Genomic DNA, 18,235 nt, shown 5'->3' with positions numbered 1-18,235 from the left:
ATCCAGAACCAGTCTTTGCAATCAGTGCGAAAGGGTCTGCGCATGGGCATTCTGGATTCCTTGGAGAACTCGCCGGAGCTGAAGGGGATGCTTGGCCAGCTTGGCGCGGCGGTGATCCCGGCGGTGTTGGGCGAGGTGCTCGGCAATGGCGGGCAGGGCGGGCTGTCGGCGATCGTCGCCAGGCTCGAGCAGGCTGGCCTCGGCGAGCAGGTCAAATCCTGGATCGGTACCGGCCAGAACCTGCCGATCACCGCCGACCAGCTGCAGCAGGTGCTCGGCAGCGACACCGCCAAGCAGCTGGCGGCCAAGTTCGGCATCCCGATCGACCAGCTCTCCCAGGTGCTGGCCCAGCAGCTTCCCGCCGCCGTCGATCACGCCAGCCCGGACGGCAAACTGCCGCGCAGCGCCTGATTGGCGATGGAACCTGGCCCGGGCGACGCGCACCGGGCCGATTCCCGTCTGGCACGCAAATTGCTGCCTATCGCCCTGAAAAACCTGCAAAAACTGCACAATCGCCATGTCCCGATCTTGCTGGATTTTGGGCGTCGCGATGTGCTAGTTTGCCGCGGGGTTCTCAAGAAGCTGGCTTCCAGCCACCGGGACTGTGCGCTCGGCCAGCGATCTCTAAAAAAATGGAGAGGGCGTTGAAGCATAAGTACTCGATTGGCGAGACTGTCTATTTCACTGCCAGCAACGTGGCGCGCCCCGCCGCGAGCGGGACCTACCAGGTGATCCGCCTGTTGCCGACCGACGGCGATGACTGCCAGTATCGCATCAAGAGCTCGACCGAAGCTTTCGAACGGGTGGCCAAGGAGAGTCAGCTCGCGCTGTCCTGACGGACCTTTGCGCAAGCCTGAGGCTGGGGCTAATCCGCCCCGCCGCCGTGAAAAGGCCCTGTTCGCAGACATTCTGCTGAGGGTTGAGCGCCGGGGTGGCGGCGTTCGCCGTCACCGTTTGTGCTCACGCTGCGTTGAGGGACACCGCGCATGAATTGGTCTTGGGCTTCCTCGCTGGATCAGATCTGGCGCTCGCCGACCTTCCCGATGTGGCTGACGCTGGCCGCTGCAGGGTTTTTCGGAATTGTCGTTCTGGTCACGCTGTTGCGCGCGGAAAAGTCCGTCGCCAACGGCGCGCTGACCGTGATCACGCTGCTGTCGATCGCGGTCGCGGTCGCAGCCACGATCCGCGGCTTCGCGCCGGGCGGACCGGCGGCGCAGACCGAGGCGCGTAGCGGGCCGGCGACCGGTCAGACGGTGGCGGCGCTGGCTTGCGTCGACGACCTTGCCGGCGACGCCGTCCTCAATGCCTGCGAGAAGGTGCTGTTCGGCTCGGCCGATAACGCCGCGGCGGCGGTCAGCTATGCCGCCGCCCAGCTCTCGCGCCTGATCTCGTTCGGCGACCTCGCCGCGGCCGAGCGCAATGCGAATACCGAGGTGCAGGCGCTACGCCGCGCGATCGAGCACGACCGCTATGGCCTGATGGCCTACGTGCTGATGACGCGCGACCGCTGCACGCCGACCGCGTGCCCCGCGTTCCGTTCGCTCGGCGACAACCACCAGGTCATCGCCAACATGAACGAGCGGACCTACGAAAACCTGATCACCCGCTACACCGCATCATGGAACGCGCCGCCCGCCCAGGCGGCCGCCGCGGGCCTGGTCGCGGCGCTGCCGCCGTCAATGCCGACCGGCAGGCCGACCAATGCCGAGTTTCCGAGCGCGGCCTCGACGCCGCCGGTCAGCATCATGTCGCCCGAGCCGGGCAGCAAGCCGCCGGCCGCGGCGCCGCCACCGGCCGCGCGCGCACCTGCCGCACCCGCGCCGGTCGCCGCCGCGAAGCGGCCACCAGCGCCGAAGCGCCCGGTCCAGATCACGCCGCAGCAGGCTGCGCCGGCACCAGCCGCACCGGCGGCCGCCGCACCGGCCGCTGCGAGCGAGGAATAGCCGCGACGCCGGTCTGATCGCCTCGGCGCGCGATTTTCGCGCACAAGTCCCGATATCCACTGTTGTGGATTGCGCTCCCTTTTCAAAGCCGGCGCCGGTCGCTAAATCCGGCGCATGCCGCTTCATCTCATCAAGCTCGCCGTCGGTTGCGACTCGGTCAAGGAACTCAAGGGCTGGGTCGCCGAACGGATGGCGACCGCGAAGAAAAAGGGCCTGCCGCTCCGTCACGTCCACGTCACCCGCATGACGCCGAAGCGCGACGAGGAGCTCCTCGCCGGCGGCTCGCTCTATTGGGTGATCCGCGGCGAGATCGCCGCCCGCGAAAAGATCATCGCGATCGAGCCGTTCCGCGACAAGGACGGCATCGGACGCTGCCGCATCGTCATGCAGCCCAAGGTGATCGCGGTCTCGCCGCGGCCGATGCGGCCGTTCCAGGGCTGGCGCTATCTGACCGCAGACTCCGCGCCGGCCGATCTCACCAAGTCGAGCGCCGCCAGCGTCGCCTCGATGCCCGAGCCGATGCGCCGCGAGCTGCGCGACCTCGGATTGCTCTAGCGATCGATCACAGCGAGATGTCGGTGATGATCCGGAATCGAAGCCACTGGGACGACGGGATTCGGATCCATTGCCCCGAATTTCCCCCAAGGTCGAGCAACTGGGGATCGACACCCATGTCGCTCAGATACTTGTGATGTTTCTCGCTGAAGATGGTCCCCAGGCTCTTGCGCTGTTCCTCGGAGACGTTGGGCGCGAAGCGGTTGTAGATCCGCAGGCTGCCGTTCACGGCAACCTTGGTCTCGGGCGGCAGATTGCGATGAACGCCGCCGGCGAGGATGAAGATGCAGGCAAGATCGCACGTCGCGCGCGACGTTACGATCTTGGCTTCGAGTGACTCGCCCTTGCGCTTGAGGTCGAGACATTCTTCCCTGGATTTGCCATTGCAGGCTGCTGCTTCAGTCGGTCCTGCCGTCGTGTCGATGCCACGGTCGCGCAGAATTCGCCCAAGGCTGGCCGCGACGTTGACGTCGGCGAAACCCCAGGCGTTGATGACGAGCGGCAGCTTGCGGCGGCCCTGGCGGTCGAGGATCGCGATCAGCCGCTTGTAGGTATCCCATTGCACGCTGCCTTCGGCGGCAATCCATTCCGCGCAGGTTGGGCCGCACGCGCCCGTCGGACCGTGCGCGACATAAAAGATCATCGGGGCGGGGGCCGCGCTGGTGCCGTCTGCCGATTCCGCCTCACCCGGCGAACCGGGCCCGCCACCAACCGGCGGACGTTGCGGCGACTGCGCGTGTGCCAGACCCGCCATCGCCAAGATCAGATTGCCGAGAACAATTGCTCGCTTGAAACGCCCGCTCATCGCATCAACTCCACCCCGCGACGATTAATCACGGGCGGGTGGGACGATGCAAGCGCAACCGCAGGCTTCAGTTCTACACCGCGATATTGTCGATCAGGCGCGTCGAGCCGAGCCTTGCCGCCACCAGCATCCGCATCGGGCCATCCTTGAGTGAGCCGATCGGCGCCAGCGTGGCGGCGTGGCGGACCTCGAGGTAGTCGAGCACGAAACCGGCCTCGGTGATCGACGCGGCGCCGGCGGCCATCGCGGCAGCGGGGTCTTCCCCGGCGCGCAGCCGTGCCGCGGTGTCCTTCATCACCCGGTGCAGCGTGGGCGCCGCCTGCCGCTGCTCGGGCGAGAGGTAGACGTTGCGCGAAGACATCGCGAGCCCATCCCGCTCGCGCACCGTCTTCGACCCGATTACCTTGACGCCGAGGTCGAGATCGGCGGCCATCTGGGTCACGACGCGGAGCTGCTGAAAGTCCTTCTCGCCGAAGATCGCAACATCGGGCCGGCATTGCGTGAACAGCTTGCCGACCACGGTGGCGACGCCGCCGAAGAAATGCGGCCGGAAGCGATCCTCCAGCCCGGCGGTGGCCGGCCCTTCCGGCACGATCCGGGTCGCAAAGCCGTCCGGGTACATCGCCTTCACCTCGGGGTGCCAGATCAGGTCGACGTCCTCGGCGGCGAGCTTGGCGACGTCTTCCTTCCAGGTGCGTGGATACGAACCGAAGTCCTCGGTGGGCGCAAACTGCGTCGGGTTCACGAAGATCGAGACAATGACGCGCTTTGCGCGGCGCTTCGCCAGCCGCACCAGCGACACATGGCCGTCATGGAGGGCCCCCATGGTTGGCACAAGCGCGATGGTCGCCTTCCTGGCGCGCAAGGCGTCGACAGCGCGACGAAGGGCAGGGACGGTGCGGACGACGGTGGGGTTTCTCGGCATCGGATCTCGACTCGCGGGGCAAGGCTGGGTGGGGAGACTTGGTGAGGGACTTCTTGAGGCGCTTGGCGTTCGGCACGCCGGCGGAGTTTACCAAGACTGAAGCGCTGCCGGCAAACCGCCTTCGTCGCGACAGCAATACCCGATGTCGGAGCTGCAGGGATCGCCGCGTGATGCCGCCGATCGACGCACTGGCTTGCGCGATTCATCATTAAGCGCGACGGCGATTGATTTCGTGCTGCCGCGATGCATTTCACTTGACCGTAGCCGTGCGCGATTTGAAGATATTGCCGGGGATTGAATCATGTTAGTGCAGGCCAGTCAGGGTCGGTCCGGCTCCGCACATGTCGTGGTGCTGGGCAACGAGAAGGGTGGTTCAGGCAAGTCGACCACCGCCCTGCATATCGCTGTCGCACTGATGAAGGCCGGACAGCGCGTCGCCAGCATCGATCTCGACTGCCGCCAGCAAAGCTTTACCCGCTACATCGACAACCGCCGGGCATCGGCGCGGCGGACCGGGCTCGATCTCGAGCTTCCGGTCCACACCTGCATCAAATACGGCGAGACGATGCAGATCGAGGAGAACGAGCACGCCGAGTTCCAGCAATTCATGGAAGCGGTGAGCGCGGTGGAGCGGGTCTATGATTTCATCGTCATCGATACGCCGGGCTCGGACAGCTACCTGATGCGGCTGGCGCATTCGATGGCCGACACGCTGGTGACGCCGATCAACGACAGCTTTCTCGATTTCGACGTGCTCGGCACAATCGATCCCGCCACCTATGCGGTGACCGGCGAGAGCCACTATGCGGAGATGGTGCGCGACGTCAGGCGCAAGCGCCGCCAGCTCGACGGTTCGAGCACCGACTGGATCGTAGTCCGCAACCGCCTGTCGATGCTCGGCTCGCGCAACAAGCAACTGGTCGCCGATGGACTGAAGCAGCTGTCGCTGCGGCTCGGGTTCCGCTCGGTCGACGGCTTTGCCGAGCGCGTGGTCTATCGCGAGTTCTTTCCGCGCGGGCTGACCGCGCTCGACGACATCGACGAATTGACGCTCGGCACCCGCCCGAGCATGGGCCACGTCACCGCGCGCGAGGAGGTGATGAATCTGCTGCGCCAGCTCAAGCTGCCGCTCGACGAGCGCGGCCGCCGCCGCGCCGCCAACCGGGCCGAATGGTTCAGCCAGGTCGACAAGCCGCTCGATGTGCACGACATCTTCGGCAGCTAGGGCAGTGCAGCCTTTGTTGCGAGCGACGTAACCGCGGGCGCGCGCCCCACAAAAAAAGGCGGCCACTCGGGCCGCCTTTCCTCGTGCTGTCAGAGGAGACTACTGGCAGGGATGTTGCGCGCCGTCCGGACCCTTGAAAGTCGTGCCGGGCGTGCAGGCAAGGTTGTTGCGTTTGGCATAAGTCTGCCAGTCGCGGCCGCCATGGCCGTAGCCATAGTAGTTGTTATAGCTGTTGTCGGCCGCCTGGAACGGGGCAGTTGCGATCGCCCCGGCGGTGGCGACGGCACCGCCCACGACAGCGCCCGCCACCTCGCCGGGCCCCGCAGGCCTGCGATACATGGGCTCCCTCGGCAGTGCCGCGTTGGCACCACGGATCCGTTGGCTGCGGTAGCTCGCGTGACGCTGGCCTTTGGCGAGCGTTTGGGCCTGAGTGTGCTTCGCACCCTTGGCCATTGTACCCTTGGCCATTGTACCCTTGACCATTGTTTCCTTGGCCATTGTTCCCTTGGCCTTTGCACCCTCGGCCATCGCCGGGCTCGCGAGCACGGAGCCGACGATGGCTGCGGTGCCGAGGACGGCAAGACTTACGGTCTTCAGTCTCATCATTGAACGCTCCCTTTTTCGTGATTTGTGAACAAGGGCAAGAAGCATGGAAGACCGGCGGATGTTCCTCGCCGCTTCTCAAACCGATGTGATCGGGCGTTCGAGTTCCGCGTTCAAGTTCCTTGGGCCTGAGAAAATCCGCAACAACCGTTGCAACATCGGCGCGTGCACTTGCTGAGTTAGCGCCTCAGAGTCGCCAACGTCGCCGCCAGGGCAGACCCCATCGTCGTTGTGGAAATGCCCCGCTCAGCAGCCGGATGATCAGCAGGAGCACAACGGCGCCGATCGTGGCGACAATGATGGTGTTGACGAAGCCACTGCCGATGTGAATGCCCAAGCGGAGGAGCAGCCAACTGCCGATGAAGGCACCGACGATGCCGACGGCAATGTCACCGATCAAGCCAAAGCCTCCGCCCGCAACGATCTTTCCCGCCAACCAACCCGCGATCAGGCCAGCCAGCAGGATCACGACGAGACTTTCACCTGAAATGTACATCCTGGCCTCCTTCGGTCGAAAAGGGTCGGCCGACTGATGTGCAAAAACAAACCGCAAGAAGTCTTCGGAGTTCCTGGTGCCCGCCTTCCGTCAGCGCTGCCCAATTCCGTTTGGACGCACGGCGACAAGCCGTGCCCGCGTTCCGGGACTTGCTGGCTCGGCTTCCGGTAACGGCCCGAGTTTGGGAACTCACCGTGGGAGCCACATGCGATAGCCGTCGCAGGCGCGCACCGCCAAAATGCCGAAAAACAACCCCATGCAAAGTAGCCATCCGCAGCGGCGAACTCGGGCCGGAGGGTGTTATTTCACCTCCAAGCGCGGGCTGGCTGAGCTTCGCAGGTACGAGCTACCGATCCGGGAAACACACCATTTCCCCGGAAAACGCTTGAAAATCCGTGGTTTTGCGGTGATTTTGGCCACAGGGCGGTCGAAAAGCCGGAACAAAGCTGCCGATATCCGGTTTCCCTAGACTTCGATCCAAGGCTCGAACGGAACCTTTGGAACTGGCGTCTGATAAAGGAGAAGCACGAGCCGTCGTAGGTTGTCTTGTGCATGTGCACAAATTATAGGTGCGCCGCACAACGTTAGGGCTGCCAAGCCACAACTTTTAGACTTCCTGTCACGGCACTGTGACATATATTCTAAGAAGGAGGCCGAAGAGTCTCCGGTCAAAATCTGCCCCTGAAAAGGCGGGCGCGTCGAGGACGTCATGAAACGTGGAATTGCCGTTCTGCTTTCGCTCACCGTGGTGGTCACGGCGGCCTACTTCTCTGCGAGCAAGTGGGCCATCCGTCATGAAACCATCATGTTCAAGGATCCGACGCGCGACGACCGTCCAGTCGCGGTTGACGTTGCGGTGCGCTTCGACCGGGAGATGCAGGCCAATGCCGGCATGGTGAAGCTGCCGGTGGCGATCCTCAATCACGGCAACACCGTCAAGTTCACCGAATACTCGTTCCTCGCGAACGCGTTTGCGGCGCGCGGCTACCTCACGGTCAGCATTCAGAACGACCTGCCGTCGGACGGGCCGATGGTGACCAAGGTCGGCGAGCTCTATGTCGGCCGGCTGCCGCAGTATCAGCGCGGCATCACCAACATCAAATTCGCCATCGAGCAGATGAAGAAGCTGCACCCGAACGCGGACTACAGCAAGCTGACCATGGTCGGCCATTCCAACGGCGGCGACATCGCGATGTATTTCGCCAAGCAGTATCCCGACGAGATCAAGAAGGTCGTGACGCTCGACAATCTGCGCGTGCCGTTCCTCACCGACGGCAAGTTCAAGATCCTCTCGTTCCGTTCGCATGACTCGCAGTTCAAGCCCGACCCTGGCGTCGTGCCGGACGCGGATGAGTGCGAGAAGGCCGGCATCACGGTCGTGAACACCAACTTCCAGCACAACGACATGCGCGACACCGGTCCGGATGCCGCCAAGAACTCGATCCAGGCGATGCTCGATAAATTCCTGGCCGACAACGACAGCGCCGTCGCGCCGGTCGACACCCGGAGCGCGCCGCCGAAGATCCTGGAACCGGGACCGGTCTCGATGTACGTGCCGGTCGAAAAGCAGAGCCTGGCCGACAAGTTCAGGAAGGCCCTGACCCTGACGAAGACCGAGAAGAAGGATCCGTCGGTCGCCAATTGATTGCCGGCGGCCCGGCGCGAGATCCGGGCGGGCAGGCGCCTCACATTGACGGGGCAGACGTCGCCGCCCACATCATGCTAGCTGCAAGAGGCGAGCGTTGATGGCCGGCGAGCCCACCAAACCACCATCTGGACAGGACACACGTCCGGCGACTTCGCCTGACGCGCGCAAGTCCGGTTCCGTGCCCGATGCCCGGACATCGACCTCGGACGACATTGCCGCGTTCGTGGCGCAGGCGCGGGCGATGTCGCCGCATCGTGCCGGCGCGCGCGGCCGCCTGGTGTTCGCGCTCGACGCCACCATGAGCCGGCAACCGACCTGGGACATGGCGTGCGCGCTGCAGGCCGACATGTTCCGCGAGACGGCGGCGCTCGGCAGCCTCGACATCCGCCTGGTCTACTACCGCGGCTTCAATGAATGCCGCGCCACGGGCTGGATCTCCGACAGTGCGCAGCTGGCGCGGCTGATGAGCAAGATCGATTGCCGCGGCGGCGATACCCAGATCGGCCGGGTGCTGGCGGAGACGCGGCGCGAAGCGGTTGCCTCCGGGGTGCGCGCGCTGGTGTTCGTCGGCGATGCGATGGAGGAGCGGATCGACGCGCTCTGTGCGACGGCGGGTGAGCTCGGCCTGCTCAAGGTGCCCGCCTTCATGTTCCAGGAAGGCGAGGATGCCACGGCGGAGAAGGCGTTTCGCGAGATCGCGCGGCTGACCGGCGGCGCCTGGTGCCGGTTCGATCCGGGCGCGGCGGCCCAGCTCCGCGAGCTGCTGCGCGCCGCCGCGGCCTACGCCGCCGGCGGCCGCGATGCGCTGCTGCAGCTTGCCAAGACCACGAGCGGCGCGGCGAGGCTGATCGGCCAGATGAAATGAACGTCACGCCGTAGCCGACGTCACCGCCTTGGCCATCGCGCCCAGCGCCGCCGCGAGATTGGCGGACACCGTTCTGGTCTGCTCCGCAACGCCGTGCCGCTCCGCAAGCCACGCCGGATCGTTGTAGGACAGCCAGGTGTCGCCGGCGGCGTCCTGCCAGACCAGCGCCTTCAGCGGCAGGTCGATGCCAATCGTCTGCGCCGCCTGCATCAGCGGCGTACCGCCTTTGGCATGGCCGAAGATCAGCACGGCGGTGGGGCGGAGCGCGAGGCCGACATCCGCCGCGCCCGCCGCGTGATCGATCGCTGCGAACAGGGTCAGCCCGCGTGCCTGCAGTTCGGCCTTGAGCCGTTCCACGGTTTGCTCGGGTCCGAAATTGCTGCGAAAACTGACCAGTCCATCAACCGCCATCATGCTGCTCCGGCTGCAATCCCGGGGAGATCGCCGAAGCGGCCGCGCCGCAACGTCCCGGGTGAGGCGAAGCTTCGCATGCTTTTTGTCGGCGGGCCGCCTATATTCCGCGCATGCCTACTTTGATCGCCGGCATTATCGCCGTTGTCGTGCTCTATTCCGCGCTGCAGATGTTTCGCGCGGCCAATCCAGCTGTGCTTGCGCGCGCGATCAAGATCGGGGGCGGCGTGCTGGCGCTCGCGGTGGCGGCGTTCACCGGCGTCAGGGGCGAACTGGCGGTCGCGATTCCGCTCGGCATCTTCGGCGCCGGACTGCTCGGCTGGTCGCCGTTCGGCAACACCGGGTTTCCCGGTTTCGGCGGCAGGCAGACCGCGGGGCAAAGCTCGCGGGTGCGATCGCAATATCTCGACATGACGCTCGACCATAACAGCGGCGTGCTCAAGGGCCGGATCGTCGAGGGGCCGCATGCCGGCCGCATGCTCGACGAGTTCGACCTGTCGGAGCTGCTGGCGATGGTGCCGAGCTTCGACGCCGAGAGCGTCGCGCTACTTGAAAGCTATCTGGACCGCCGGTTTCCCGCCTGGCGTCAGGACGCACAGGGCCACCGGGCAGGGGGGCACGGCCGCACGGCGGCGACCGGCAAAATGACCGAGGAGGAGGCCTACCAGATCCTTGGCCTGCAGCCGGGAGCGACGCGCGACGACATCAGCCGGGCCCATCGCACCCTGATGAAGAAACTGCATCCCGACCAGGGGGGCTCGACGTATCTCGCTGCCCGTGTCAACGAGGCCAAGGATACTCTGCTTCGCACGCATCTCTAACTCCGGCAACGCAACTGACGCCACAAGCCGAGTGCTGCTTCCGTCGATCTGATTGATGCCCCGTGCCGCTTTGCGCGACCGTTCCTTCTTTGGTGAAAACTTAACCGTAAATTCTTGACGAGAAGTTTTCGCGAGAATTTTCCCGAGCCGCCGATGCGATCAGCCGTCTCGACTGTGCGCCAAAAGCAACAAGGCCGGCGCTTGCGGCGCCGGCCTTGTGAGTGTCCTTGCGAACTTCAGACGATGTGATCGATCAGTTGCGAACGGTGATGCAGGAGATATCGGCGCGCTTCAGAGTCCGGCACACCGCTTCGGCCTGGTCGCGCTCGAGGCCGGCGAAGCGGGCCCGATAGAGCTTGCGATTGTCCTTGGCGACCACCTCGGTGAACGGATCGGCCTTGCTGAGCATGCCGCGGGCCGAATTGCGGGCGAGGTCGATGCGCTGCTTGGCTTCGCTCTCGGACTCCAGCGCGCCGACCTGGATGATCCAGCCGGTATGCGCGACGGCCGCGACAGGCTTGACCGCGTTGTTCTGCGGGGCGGGCTGGCTGCGGGCGGGTTCGATCGCGGCCATGGTCTGCGGCGCGGCCGGTGCAGGCGCCTGCACGTGCGAGGCCGGCAGCACGCCGAGGATGCCGTTGCCGGTGCCGAAATTCGCCGGCTGCGGCGGCATCTCGGGCCGTGAGGTCTCGGCGGCCCGCGCCATCACCGCGGTCGAGGTTTCAGCGACTTCGGCGCGCGCCTGAACCGTGCTGGTGACCGGCGGCGCCGACTGTGCCGGGCCGGCGGCGGCGAGCTTGATCTGGCCGGCCTTGACCTGCACCGTCTTCACCTTCACCGGCTTCATCGGTTCAGCCGAACCCGGGATCGCGGCAATCGGCTGGGTCTGGATCACGCCTGAGGTCAGCGGCGCCGGCTCGGGCTTGGCTTCGTTCTTGGCTTCGAACTTGGCTTCGAATTTGGCCTGCGGCTCGGGCTTGGCAGGGAGCGGCGGCAGGGCTGCGGCCGCGGCGGCCATCAGCGACGGCTTGGCCGGGCGCTGCGGCTGCACGGCGGCGGCCGCTGCAGGCTCGGAGGCCGCGGTCACGCTCTCGGCCGCGCGCGGGCTATCGTCATCGGCGACCTCGACCTTGGCGTCGGCCGGATTGCGCTCGGTGATCGCGGCGACGGTGCGGGTGGTCGCGCCCTTGCCGACGTTCTCGGCGAGCAGGTTGCGCATGATGGCGTCGCGGGAGCCGCCGCTGCGGCCGCCCAGCACCACGCCGACCAGGAAGCGATTGCCCCGGTGCATCGAGGTCACGAGGTTGAAGCCGGAGGCGCGGGTGTAGCCGGTCTTGATGCCGTCGACGCCCTCGACGCTGCCGAGCAGGCGATTGTGACCGGTGATGGTGCGGCCGCGGAAATTGAACGCCGTGGTCGAGAAGTAGCGATAGTAGCGCGGGAAGCGATCCTGGATCGCGCGGCCGAGCACCGACTGGTCGCGCGCCGTCGTGATCTGCTCGTCGTTCGGCAGGCCGGAAGCGTTGCGATAGACCGTCCGGCTCATGCCGAGCGCGCGCGCCTTGCGGGTCATCATGCGGGCGAAGTCTTCCTCGCTGCCGCCGATCGCCTCGGCGATCACGACCGCGGCGTCGTTGGCCGAGCGCGTCACGAGGCCCTTGATGGCGTCCTCGACGCGGATGGTCTGGCCGGGCCGCAAGCCGAGCTTGGTCGGGTCCTGATCGGAGGCGTGCTCGGACACCGGCATCTCGGTGTCGAGCTTCATCTTGCCGGAGTCGAGACGCTCGAACAGCAGATAGAGCGTCATGATCTTGGTCAGGGAGGCGGGGTGGCGCAGGCCGTCGGGGCTCGTCGCCGTCAGCACCGAGCCGGAATTGCCGTCGACGATGATCGAGGCGAACCGCGGGTTCTCGGTTTCGCGCGCGACCTGGGTGTGATGGTGCCGGGCATAGTGACGGTGCCGGCGGCGCGCCTCGGCGCTGTCGCTGGTGATCAGGATCGCCGTCGTGATGGTCACGAGCCCCAGAACGCCAACTCGCAGCGCCCGCGAGGAAGCCAAGGTTGTACGAAGCATCTACTTCCCCGTCCCAATTTCTATCTAGATCACCGGTCCGTGAGGCGAAATTGTGCCCGGCGGCCGCCGATCCTTGCCTGCGCAACAATCCCTCTTGGGCGGAACCTTTGGCCCCGGTGGCAGCGCAGGTCGCCGTTCTAGCTAAGGTATTGTTCACAAACAGCTTTTCATGGCTGCCCGTCGGAAGGCGAACAAAGTCCGGGAATCAGGTTAGGCGGGCCGAGTTTCCAAAAGATTAAGCAACCGTTGCGTAGTCCCCCGGGGTTTATCGCAAATGCGAAGGATTCGGCCAACTGATTGTGCGTCGCACAATATTTCTTGACCTCATTGTGCGATGCGATATCTTGATTGTGTTTGGGGGGCCGGGAGCTTCCCGGCAATGGGAGTTGCATTTTCGAGTCTGGGAACAAGGAACCCCTAAACATGGTCAAAATCGAAGACATTCAGAACTACGGCAAAGAGCATCTGGAATCGGTTGCGGCGTCCACCAGCAACCTGCAGAGCGGCGTTCAGGCGATTGCCGCCGCCTATGGCGACTACGCCAAGAAGTCCTACGAGGACACCAAGTCGTTCGTCGAGAAGCTGTCGGGCGTGAAGTCGTTGGACAAGGCGGTCGAGGCGCAGACCGAGTACCTGCGCGCCGCCTACGAGACCTTCGTTGCGGAATCGCAGAAGATCGCCGGCCTCTACAGCGACTGCGCCAAGCAGACCTTCAAGCCCTATGAGGGCCTGGTCGCCAAGATCGTGCCGGCGACGACCTCGCACTAAATCATCGACGCCACACGCGCCGATCGCAAAACAAAAGCCCGGCCTGACGGCCGGGCTTTTTTCGTGCGCCGCTTGCGCGGGGCTTATTTCGAAACGCGTAGCTGGGTCAGCTGGGTGCCGATGGTGGTGAACACCGAGGCCACCTGGTTGGACGCCGTGACCAGGAAAAACTTGTCGGACGAACTCGCGCAGTATTGCAGCACTTCCGAGGTCGGGTCGCCCGGCGAGCCGGTGTTCACCTGGATGGTATAGATCGTATAGGCCGACTTGCCGGTCCTGGGGTCGATCACCGCCTTGATGTTGTCGCACAACAGCTTCTGCCGCGCATCGATCTGGCCGGCAAACTGGGTCTGGCCGTCGCCATAGGCCGGCCAGCGGTCCTGGGTGTTGAGGCCGTCGGACAGCAGAATAATGGCCCTCGTATAGGTGTAGTTGGAGTCCTCGGCCGGCGCGTTCAGCGGCGCACCAGTCTGTAGCGACTGCCAGGCCCAGGCGAGCCCGATCGGCTGGTTGGTGCCGCCGGTGGGCTGCATCGCATTGATCATGGTCTTGATCGACGTCCAGTCATTGCTCAGCGCCTTGATCGGCTGCAGCAGGGGAACGTTGCCGGGTTTGCAGTAGTATTCGCTGTTCGAATAGTACTCTTCGGCCGGGAACAGCGTCGCGACGTTGGTCGCCACCGGGGTCGTGCTCTGGGCGTCGTAGGGCTGGGTACGGTCGGTGACGCAACCGGTCCATTTCGAATGGTCGGGCGTCCAGGTCTTGCCGTTGCTCTCGCAGCGGCTCTTTTTCGTGTAGCTGGAATCGCTGCAGGTGCCATAGGTGTTGCCCGGGCTGGTGTTCTCCCAGTCGGTCCAGTCGATCCAGCTCTGACTGTAGTTGCTGGCGCCGACGTTGACGTCCTTGGCGAAGGGGACGACCGAGATGTAGACGTCGCCGGAGTTCTTGTTGAGCGCGCTGAGCTGATCGACCAGGTTCGAGGCTGCGGTCCGCAGCGCGGCGATCTTGCCGTCGGAAGCCATCGATCCGGTGTTGTCGAGCGCCATCGCGACCCGCATCTTGTTGATGCCCCAGGTCGAGGTCGAACTGGTGCCGAAATTGACGCTCGGGTAGCCCGCGAGCTTCAGGAAATCGGTGTTGACGTTGCCGGAACCGTTGACCTTAATCGTCGCCGCGTTGGGGCCGGTGGCTGCGGTATAGACCGCGTTGACGCTGACCGATTTGGCGTCGGTGTTGGTGTAGAGCGCGTTGAAATAGGCCTGCGCCTTGGTGTTGATGTCCGCGACCGCGATGACGCCGCTGCTGAGGTCCTTGGCGACCATCAGCGCGGTGGAATCCAGCGCCGCCTGCATCGAGGAGCGGGCGCTGTTGGCGCGGGAATAGTCGATCGCGACGCCGATGAAGCTGATCAGCGGCACGGCGGTCAGCGCGAAAATCACCGCGACATTTCCGTTACGGGCAGCGGAAAACCGGCGGGCGGCCCGGCGTGTCCGACTGAAAATGGCTGAACCAAGCATTGGTGTGCTCTCATCAAATTTTCGCTGGTGCGCCATATCGGCGCGAGCGGCTAAACAGATGATGAATCCGGTCGGGGAAACCCCGTCCGCGGGGTCCCGCATGTGTCGGAAAGCGTGCAAATGTCAGCATTATCCTCAACGCGGGTTAAACCCGGCGCCCCGACTCCTTTGTCAAACCGGCCAGAAATGATTAACCTTAGGCCGATTGCCGCGACGGAGTCGGCGGGCCGGAAGCCGGGGCGAGGGGTGCTTTCCCCGCTTGCGACGGGCCGCCGTCGCCTCCATATTGAGGAAGCCGACCCAGCCGCTGGGTCGGGACCGGGAGCGGCAATCTGGAAAGCGTTGCTGGAAGTTCCGTGATGGCCGGCTGACGGCAAATCGCGAAGCCGCCCGATACGCTATCCGGTTTCCCACTGGAATTCGAACGCTTGAGCCATGTTGCGATCCACGTCCATAGTCCCTTCGTCGTCGGCGCCGCCCGCGGCGTCCGCCGCCAGAATGAGCAATGACGAACCCCGCAATGGCGGGACCGGCGGTCCCTCGACCTCCGTCATCACCAAGGTCAAGCCGAAGACCAAGCGCCCGAACCTGTATCGCGTCCTGATCCTGAACGACGACTACACGCCGATGGAGTTCGTCGTTCACGTGCTGGAGAAATTCTTCAACAAGGACGCCGAGGCGGCGACCAAGATCATGCTCCATGTCCACCACCACGGCATCGGTGAGTGCGGGGTGTTCACCTACGAGATCGCCGAGACCAAGGTGACCCAGGTGATGGATTTTGCGCGCAAGCACCAGCATCCGCTGCAATGCGTGATGGAAAAGAAATAGTTCGCAGGTAGCTTTTACGGGTTACCTGGACGCGGGTAACCGTCGATCCGCCGCCGGGGAGGCGGAACGGGTCTTGCATCGTGATTTGTGACATCGCGAGCGGCGTTCCGTATCAGCACGGAGTGTGGTTGCACGACACCGTGGCGCCGGAATTTTAGAGGAAAACCAACGCGTCAGGACCGGGCTTTTGCCACGATCCATCGTAACTATATCACAGGGGATCACGAACGTTGCTGTTGCCTGACCCGGCAATGGCGATCATGATGGCCGGGGGCCATAGAGGACGCGAATGCCTACTTTTTCCCAAAGCCTGGAACAATCCCTGCATCGCGCATTGGCGATCGCAAACGAGCGTCATCATCAATACGCGACGCTCGAGCATCTTCTGCTCTCGCTGATCGATGACTCGGATGCGGCGGCGGTGATGCGGGCCTGCAGCGTCGATCTCGACAAGCTGAGAACCAGCCTCGTCAACTATCTCGAGACCGAATTCGAAAACCTGGTGACCGACGGCGCCGACGACGCCAAGCCGACCGCCGGGTTCCAGCGCGTGATCCAGCGCGCGGTGATCCATGTCCAGTCGTCCGGTCGCGAGGAAGTGACCGGCGCCAACGTGCTGATCGCGATCTTCGCCGAGCGCGAGAGCCATGCCGCGTATTTCCTGCAGGAGCAGGACATGACGCGCTACGACGCGGTCAACTACATCAGCCATGGCATCGCCAAGCGGCCCGGCGTCTCCGAGGCGCGGCCGGTGCGCGGCGTCGACGAGGAGACCGAGACCAAGGGCAACGAGGACGCCAAGAAGAAGGGCGAGGCGCTCGAGACCTATTGCGTCAACCTCAACAAGAAGGCGCGCGACGGCAAGATCGACCCGGTGATCGGCCGCAACGCCGAGATCAACCGCGCGATCCAGGTGCTGTGCCGCCGCCAGAAGAACAACCCGCTGTTCGTCGGCGAAGCTGGCGTCGGCAAGACCGCGATCGCCGAAGGCCTCGCCAAGCGCATCGTCGACAGCGACGTGCCGGAAGTGCTGGCGGCCGCCACCGTGTTCTCGCTCGACATGGGCACGCTGCTGGCGGGCACCCGCTACCGCGGCGATTTCGAGGAGCGGTTGAAGCAGGTGCTGAAGGAGCTGGAGGCGCATCCGAACGCCATCCTGTTCATCGACGAGATCCACACCGTCATCGGCGCCGGCGCCACCTCCGGCGGCGCGATGGACGCGTCCAATTTGCTGAAGCCGGCGCTGGCTTCGGGCACGATCCGCTGCATGGGCTCGACGACCTACAAGGAATACCGTCAGCACTTCGAGAAGGACCGCGCGCTGGTGCGGCGCTTCCAGAAGATCGACGTCAACGAGCCGACGGTGGAAGACGCCATCGCGATCCTCAAGGGCCTCAAGCCGTATTTCGAGGATTATCATCGGCTGAAATACACCAATGAGGCGATCGAGGCTGCGGTGCAGCTGTCCTCGCGCTACATCCACGACCGCAAGCTGCCCGACAAGGCGATCGACGTGATCGACGAATCCGGCGCGGCGCAGATGCTGGTCGCCGAGAACAAGCGCAAGAAGACGATCGGCATCAAGGAGATCGAGACCACGATCGCGACCATGGCGCGGATCCCGCCGAAGAGCGTGTCGAAGGACGACGCCGAGGTGCTCAAGCATCTCGAGCAGACCCTGAAGCGCACGGTGTTCGGTCAGGACAAGGCAATCGAGGCGCTGGCTGCGTCGATCAAGCTGTCGCGGGCCGGCCTGCGCGAGCCGGAAAAGCCGATCGGCTCGTATCTGTTCTCGGGCCCCACCGGCGTCGGCAAGACCGAGGTCGCAAAGCAGCTGGCAGCCTCGCTTGGCGTCGAGCTGTTGCGCTTCGACATGTCCGAATACATGGAGCGGCACACCGTGTCGCGTCTGATCGGCGCGCCTCCCGGCTATGTTGGCTTCGACCAGGGCGGCCTGCTCACCGATGGCGTGGACCAGCATCCGCATTGCGTGGTGCTGCTCGACGAAATCGAGAAGGCGCATCCGGATCTCTACAACGTGCTGCTGCAGATCATGGATCATGGCCGGCTCACCGACCACAATGGCAAGCAGGTCAACTTCCGCAACGTGATCCTGATCATGACCACGAATGCGGGCGCCGCCGACCTCGCGCGGCAGGCCTTCGGCTTCACCCGCGCGAAGCGGGAAGGCGACGATCACGAGGCGATCAACCGGCAGTTCGCGCCGGAATTCCGCAACCGGCTGGATGCGATCGTCTCCTTCGCGCACCTCAATGCCGACGTGATCGGCATGGTGGTCGAGAAGTTCGTGCTGCAGCTCGAGGCGCAACTCGCCGATCGCGACGTCACGATCGAGCTGTCCGAGCCGGCCAAGGCCTGGCTGATCGAGCACGGCTACGACGAGCAGATGGGCGCGCGTCCGATGGCGCGCATCATCCAGGAGCACATCAAGAAGCCGCTGGCGGACGAGGTGCTGTTTGGCCAGCTCAAGGGCGGCGGCCATGTCCGGGTCATCCTGGTCAAGGACGAGGCCACCGCGAGGGACAAGATCGGCTTCGAGTACGTCGAGGGGCCGGTCACGCCGAAGCAGGAAAGCCTGCCGCCGCGCAAGCGCAAGCCGCCGAAGTCGGGCGGCGGCGGTGGCGGCACCAAGGCGCCGCCGTCGCGCGGGCCGCTGGTCAAGGTCTGAGCGTTTAGCGAACCATCAAGTGAGAAGGCCGGCTCAACAGCCGGCCTTTTTGTTTGTGG

At 64.7% G+C, this 18,235-nt stretch carries 19 protein-coding genes; 12 read left to right on the top strand and 7 right to left on the bottom strand.

Annotation, left to right across the window (positions count from 1 at the left end):
* Nucleotides 1-42 precede the first annotated feature (42 nt).
* The 4 genes from XH93_RS24505 to XH93_RS24490 all read left to right on the top strand — a co-directional run bounded on the left by XH93_RS24505 (nt 43) and on the right by XH93_RS24490 (nt 2,498).
* Entirely contained in the window at nt 43-411 is a 369-nt protein-coding gene (locus tag XH93_RS24505; protein ID WP_194469453.1) for a YidB family protein, read from the top strand.
* 221 nt (nt 412-632) lie between these two features.
* Nucleotides 633-836, top strand: coding sequence for a hypothetical protein (locus XH93_RS24500; RefSeq protein ID WP_018272021.1), 204 nt, complete (start codon nt 633-635; stop codon nt 834-836).
* Nucleotides 837-986: 150 nt separating this feature from the next.
* Nucleotides 987-1,943 carry a hypothetical protein gene (locus XH93_RS24495; RefSeq protein ID WP_194469452.1) on the top strand — a complete coding sequence of 319 codons (957 nt, stop codon included), beginning with the start codon at nt 987-989 and terminating at the stop codon, nt 1,941-1,943.
* Nucleotides 1,944-2,057: 114 nt separating this feature from the next.
* Complete coding sequence (locus tag XH93_RS24490; protein ID WP_139484168.1) at nt 2,058-2,498, top strand: DUF1489 family protein; 441 nt, start codon at nt 2,058-2,060, stop codon at nt 2,496-2,498.
* Nucleotides 2,499-2,505: 7 nt separating this feature from the next.
* Here the strand turns inward: XH93_RS24490 and XH93_RS24485 are convergent, their stop codons facing one another.
* Nucleotides 2,506-3,303, bottom strand: coding sequence for a hypothetical protein (locus tag XH93_RS24485; protein ID WP_246799291.1), 798 nt, complete (start codon nt 3,301-3,303; stop codon nt 2,506-2,508).
* 73 nt (nt 3,304-3,376) lie between these two features.
* Nucleotides 3,377-4,228, bottom strand: a complete 852-nt coding sequence (gene panC, locus XH93_RS24480) for a pantoate--beta-alanine ligase (RefSeq protein ID WP_139484170.1) — start codon at nt 4,226-4,228, stop codon at nt 3,377-3,379.
* Between the two features lie 142 nt (nt 4,229-4,370).
* On the opposite strand from panC, the gene XH93_RS24475 reads away from it, so the two are divergent.
* Entirely contained in the window at nt 4,371-4,526 is a 156-nt protein-coding gene (locus XH93_RS24475) for a hypothetical protein (RefSeq protein ID WP_172626965.1), read from the top strand.
* Nucleotides 4,527-4,529: 3 nt separating this feature from the next.
* Nucleotides 4,530-5,453 (top strand): division plane positioning ATPase MipZ, encoded by a 924-nt coding sequence (locus XH93_RS24470; protein ID WP_194469451.1) that lies wholly within the window; start codon nt 4,530-4,532, stop codon nt 5,451-5,453.
* A gap of 99 nt (nt 5,454-5,552) precedes the next feature.
* Here the strand turns inward: XH93_RS24470 and XH93_RS24465 are convergent, their stop codons facing one another.
* Both XH93_RS24465 and XH93_RS24460 read right to left on the bottom strand, forming a co-directional pair.
* The gene (locus XH93_RS24465; RefSeq protein ID WP_194469450.1) at nt 5,553-6,056 is read right to left on the bottom strand and encodes a hypothetical protein; all 504 of its coding nucleotides are present in this window, start codon (nt 6,054-6,056) and stop codon (nt 5,553-5,555) included.
* A gap of 187 nt (nt 6,057-6,243) precedes the next feature.
* Nucleotides 6,244-6,552, bottom strand: coding sequence for a GlsB/YeaQ/YmgE family stress response membrane protein (locus tag XH93_RS24460; protein ID WP_194469449.1), 309 nt, complete (start codon nt 6,550-6,552; stop codon nt 6,244-6,246).
* Nucleotides 6,553-7,261: 709 nt separating this feature from the next.
* Between XH93_RS24460 and XH93_RS24455 the strand changes: the two genes are divergently transcribed.
* Nucleotides 7,262-8,197 carry an alpha/beta fold hydrolase gene (locus XH93_RS24455; RefSeq protein ID WP_139484174.1) on the top strand — a complete coding sequence of 312 codons (936 nt, stop codon included), beginning with the start codon at nt 7,262-7,264 and terminating at the stop codon, nt 8,195-8,197.
* Nucleotides 8,198-8,297: 100 nt separating this feature from the next.
* Nucleotides 8,298-9,065, top strand: a complete 768-nt coding sequence (locus XH93_RS24450; RefSeq protein ID WP_139484175.1) for a VWA domain-containing protein — start codon at nt 8,298-8,300, stop codon at nt 9,063-9,065.
* A 3-nt stretch (nt 9,066-9,068) separates the two neighbouring features.
* Here XH93_RS24450 and XH93_RS24445 read toward each other — a convergent pair whose 3' ends face one another.
* Complete coding sequence (locus XH93_RS24445) at nt 9,069-9,476, bottom strand: DUF302 domain-containing protein (protein ID WP_194469448.1); 408 nt, start codon at nt 9,474-9,476, stop codon at nt 9,069-9,071.
* Nucleotides 9,477-9,589: 113 nt separating this feature from the next.
* Between XH93_RS24445 and XH93_RS24440 the strand changes: the two genes are divergently transcribed.
* The gene (locus XH93_RS24440) at nt 9,590-10,297 is read left to right on the top strand and encodes a DnaJ domain-containing protein (RefSeq protein ID WP_194469447.1); all 708 of its coding nucleotides are present in this window, start codon (nt 9,590-9,592) and stop codon (nt 10,295-10,297) included.
* Nucleotides 10,298-10,550: 253 nt separating this feature from the next.
* Here the strand turns inward: XH93_RS24440 and XH93_RS24435 are convergent, their stop codons facing one another.
* Nucleotides 10,551-12,371 carry a serine hydrolase gene (locus XH93_RS24435; protein WP_194469446.1) on the bottom strand — a complete coding sequence of 607 codons (1,821 nt, stop codon included), beginning with the start codon at nt 12,369-12,371 and terminating at the stop codon, nt 10,551-10,553.
* Between the two features lie 423 nt (nt 12,372-12,794).
* Between XH93_RS24435 and XH93_RS24430 the strand changes: the two genes are divergently transcribed.
* Nucleotides 12,795-13,139: a phasin family protein gene (locus XH93_RS24430; RefSeq protein WP_139484179.1), complete on the top strand. Its 345-nt coding sequence runs from the start codon at nt 12,795-12,797 to the stop codon at nt 13,137-13,139.
* A gap of 83 nt (nt 13,140-13,222) precedes the next feature.
* Here XH93_RS24430 and XH93_RS24425 read toward each other — a convergent pair whose 3' ends face one another.
* Nucleotides 13,223-14,578 (bottom strand): pilus assembly protein TadG-related protein, encoded by a 1,356-nt coding sequence (locus XH93_RS24425; protein ID WP_371814785.1) that lies wholly within the window; start codon nt 14,576-14,578, stop codon nt 13,223-13,225.
* Between the two features lie 576 nt (nt 14,579-15,154).
* Here XH93_RS24425 and clpS point away from each other — a divergent pair.
* Both clpS and clpA read left to right on the top strand, forming a co-directional pair.
* Nucleotides 15,155-15,487 carry an ATP-dependent Clp protease adapter ClpS gene (gene clpS / locus XH93_RS24420; protein WP_172626966.1) on the top strand — a complete coding sequence of 111 codons (333 nt, stop codon included), beginning with the start codon at nt 15,155-15,157 and terminating at the stop codon, nt 15,485-15,487.
* A 289-nt stretch (nt 15,488-15,776) separates the two neighbouring features.
* Nucleotides 15,777-18,176 (top strand): ATP-dependent Clp protease ATP-binding subunit ClpA, encoded by a 2,400-nt coding sequence (gene clpA, locus XH93_RS24415; protein ID WP_194469444.1) that lies wholly within the window; start codon nt 15,777-15,779, stop codon nt 18,174-18,176.
* The last annotated feature ends 59 nt before the right edge of the window (nt 18,177-18,235 follow it).

This window comes from Bradyrhizobium sp. CCBAU 51753 (assembly GCF_015291565.1).
GTDB classification, from domain to species: Bacteria; Pseudomonadota; Alphaproteobacteria; order Rhizobiales; family Xanthobacteraceae; genus Bradyrhizobium; species Bradyrhizobium ivorense.
The sequence above is the reverse complement of the archived record's forward strand: the minus strand, read 5'-3'. Positions and strand labels throughout refer to the sequence as shown.

Coding starts and splice junctions, on each gene's coding strand:
- XH93_RS24460 (WP_194469449.1), bottom strand. CDS start 6,552: ATGTACATTTCAGGTGAAAGTCTCGTCGTGATCCTGCTGGCTGGCCTG.
- XH93_RS24435 (WP_194469446.1), bottom strand. CDS start 12,371: ATGCTTCGTACAACCTTGGCTTCCTCGCGGGCGCTGCGAGTTGGCGTT.
- XH93_RS24455 (WP_139484174.1), top strand. CDS start 7,262: ATGAAACGTGGAATTGCCGTTCTGCTTTCGCTCACCGTGGTGGTCACG.
- panC (WP_139484170.1), bottom strand. CDS start 4,228: ATGCCGAGAAACCCCACCGTCGTCCGCACCGTCCCTGCCCTTCGTCGC.
- XH93_RS24470 (WP_194469451.1), top strand. CDS start 4,530: ATGTTAGTGCAGGCCAGTCAGGGTCGGTCCGGCTCCGCACATGTCGTG.
- XH93_RS24445 (WP_194469448.1), bottom strand. CDS start 9,476: ATGGCGGTTGATGGACTGGTCAGTTTTCGCAGCAATTTCGGACCCGAG.
- XH93_RS24440 (WP_194469447.1), top strand. CDS start 9,590: ATGCCTACTTTGATCGCCGGCATTATCGCCGTTGTCGTGCTCTATTCC.
- XH93_RS24505 (WP_194469453.1), top strand. CDS start 43: ATGGGCATTCTGGATTCCTTGGAGAACTCGCCGGAGCTGAAGGGGATG.
- XH93_RS24450 (WP_139484175.1), top strand. CDS start 8,298: ATGGCCGGCGAGCCCACCAAACCACCATCTGGACAGGACACACGTCCG.
- XH93_RS24500 (WP_018272021.1), top strand. CDS start 633: ATGGAGAGGGCGTTGAAGCATAAGTACTCGATTGGCGAGACTGTCTAT.
- XH93_RS24485 (WP_246799291.1), bottom strand. CDS start 3,303: ATGAGCGGGCGTTTCAAGCGAGCAATTGTTCTCGGCAATCTGATCTTG.
- XH93_RS24475 (WP_172626965.1), top strand. CDS start 4,371: ATGTCGGAGCTGCAGGGATCGCCGCGTGATGCCGCCGATCGACGCACT.
- XH93_RS24495 (WP_194469452.1), top strand. CDS start 987: ATGAATTGGTCTTGGGCTTCCTCGCTGGATCAGATCTGGCGCTCGCCG.
- clpA (WP_194469444.1), top strand. CDS start 15,777: ATGCCTACTTTTTCCCAAAGCCTGGAACAATCCCTGCATCGCGCATTG.
- XH93_RS24490 (WP_139484168.1), top strand. CDS start 2,058: ATGCCGCTTCATCTCATCAAGCTCGCCGTCGGTTGCGACTCGGTCAAG.
- clpS (WP_172626966.1), top strand. CDS start 15,155: ATGAGCAATGACGAACCCCGCAATGGCGGGACCGGCGGTCCCTCGACC.
- XH93_RS24465 (WP_194469450.1), bottom strand. CDS start 6,056: ATGAGACTGAAGACCGTAAGTCTTGCCGTCCTCGGCACCGCAGCCATC.
- XH93_RS24430 (WP_139484179.1), top strand. CDS start 12,795: ATGGTCAAAATCGAAGACATTCAGAACTACGGCAAAGAGCATCTGGAA.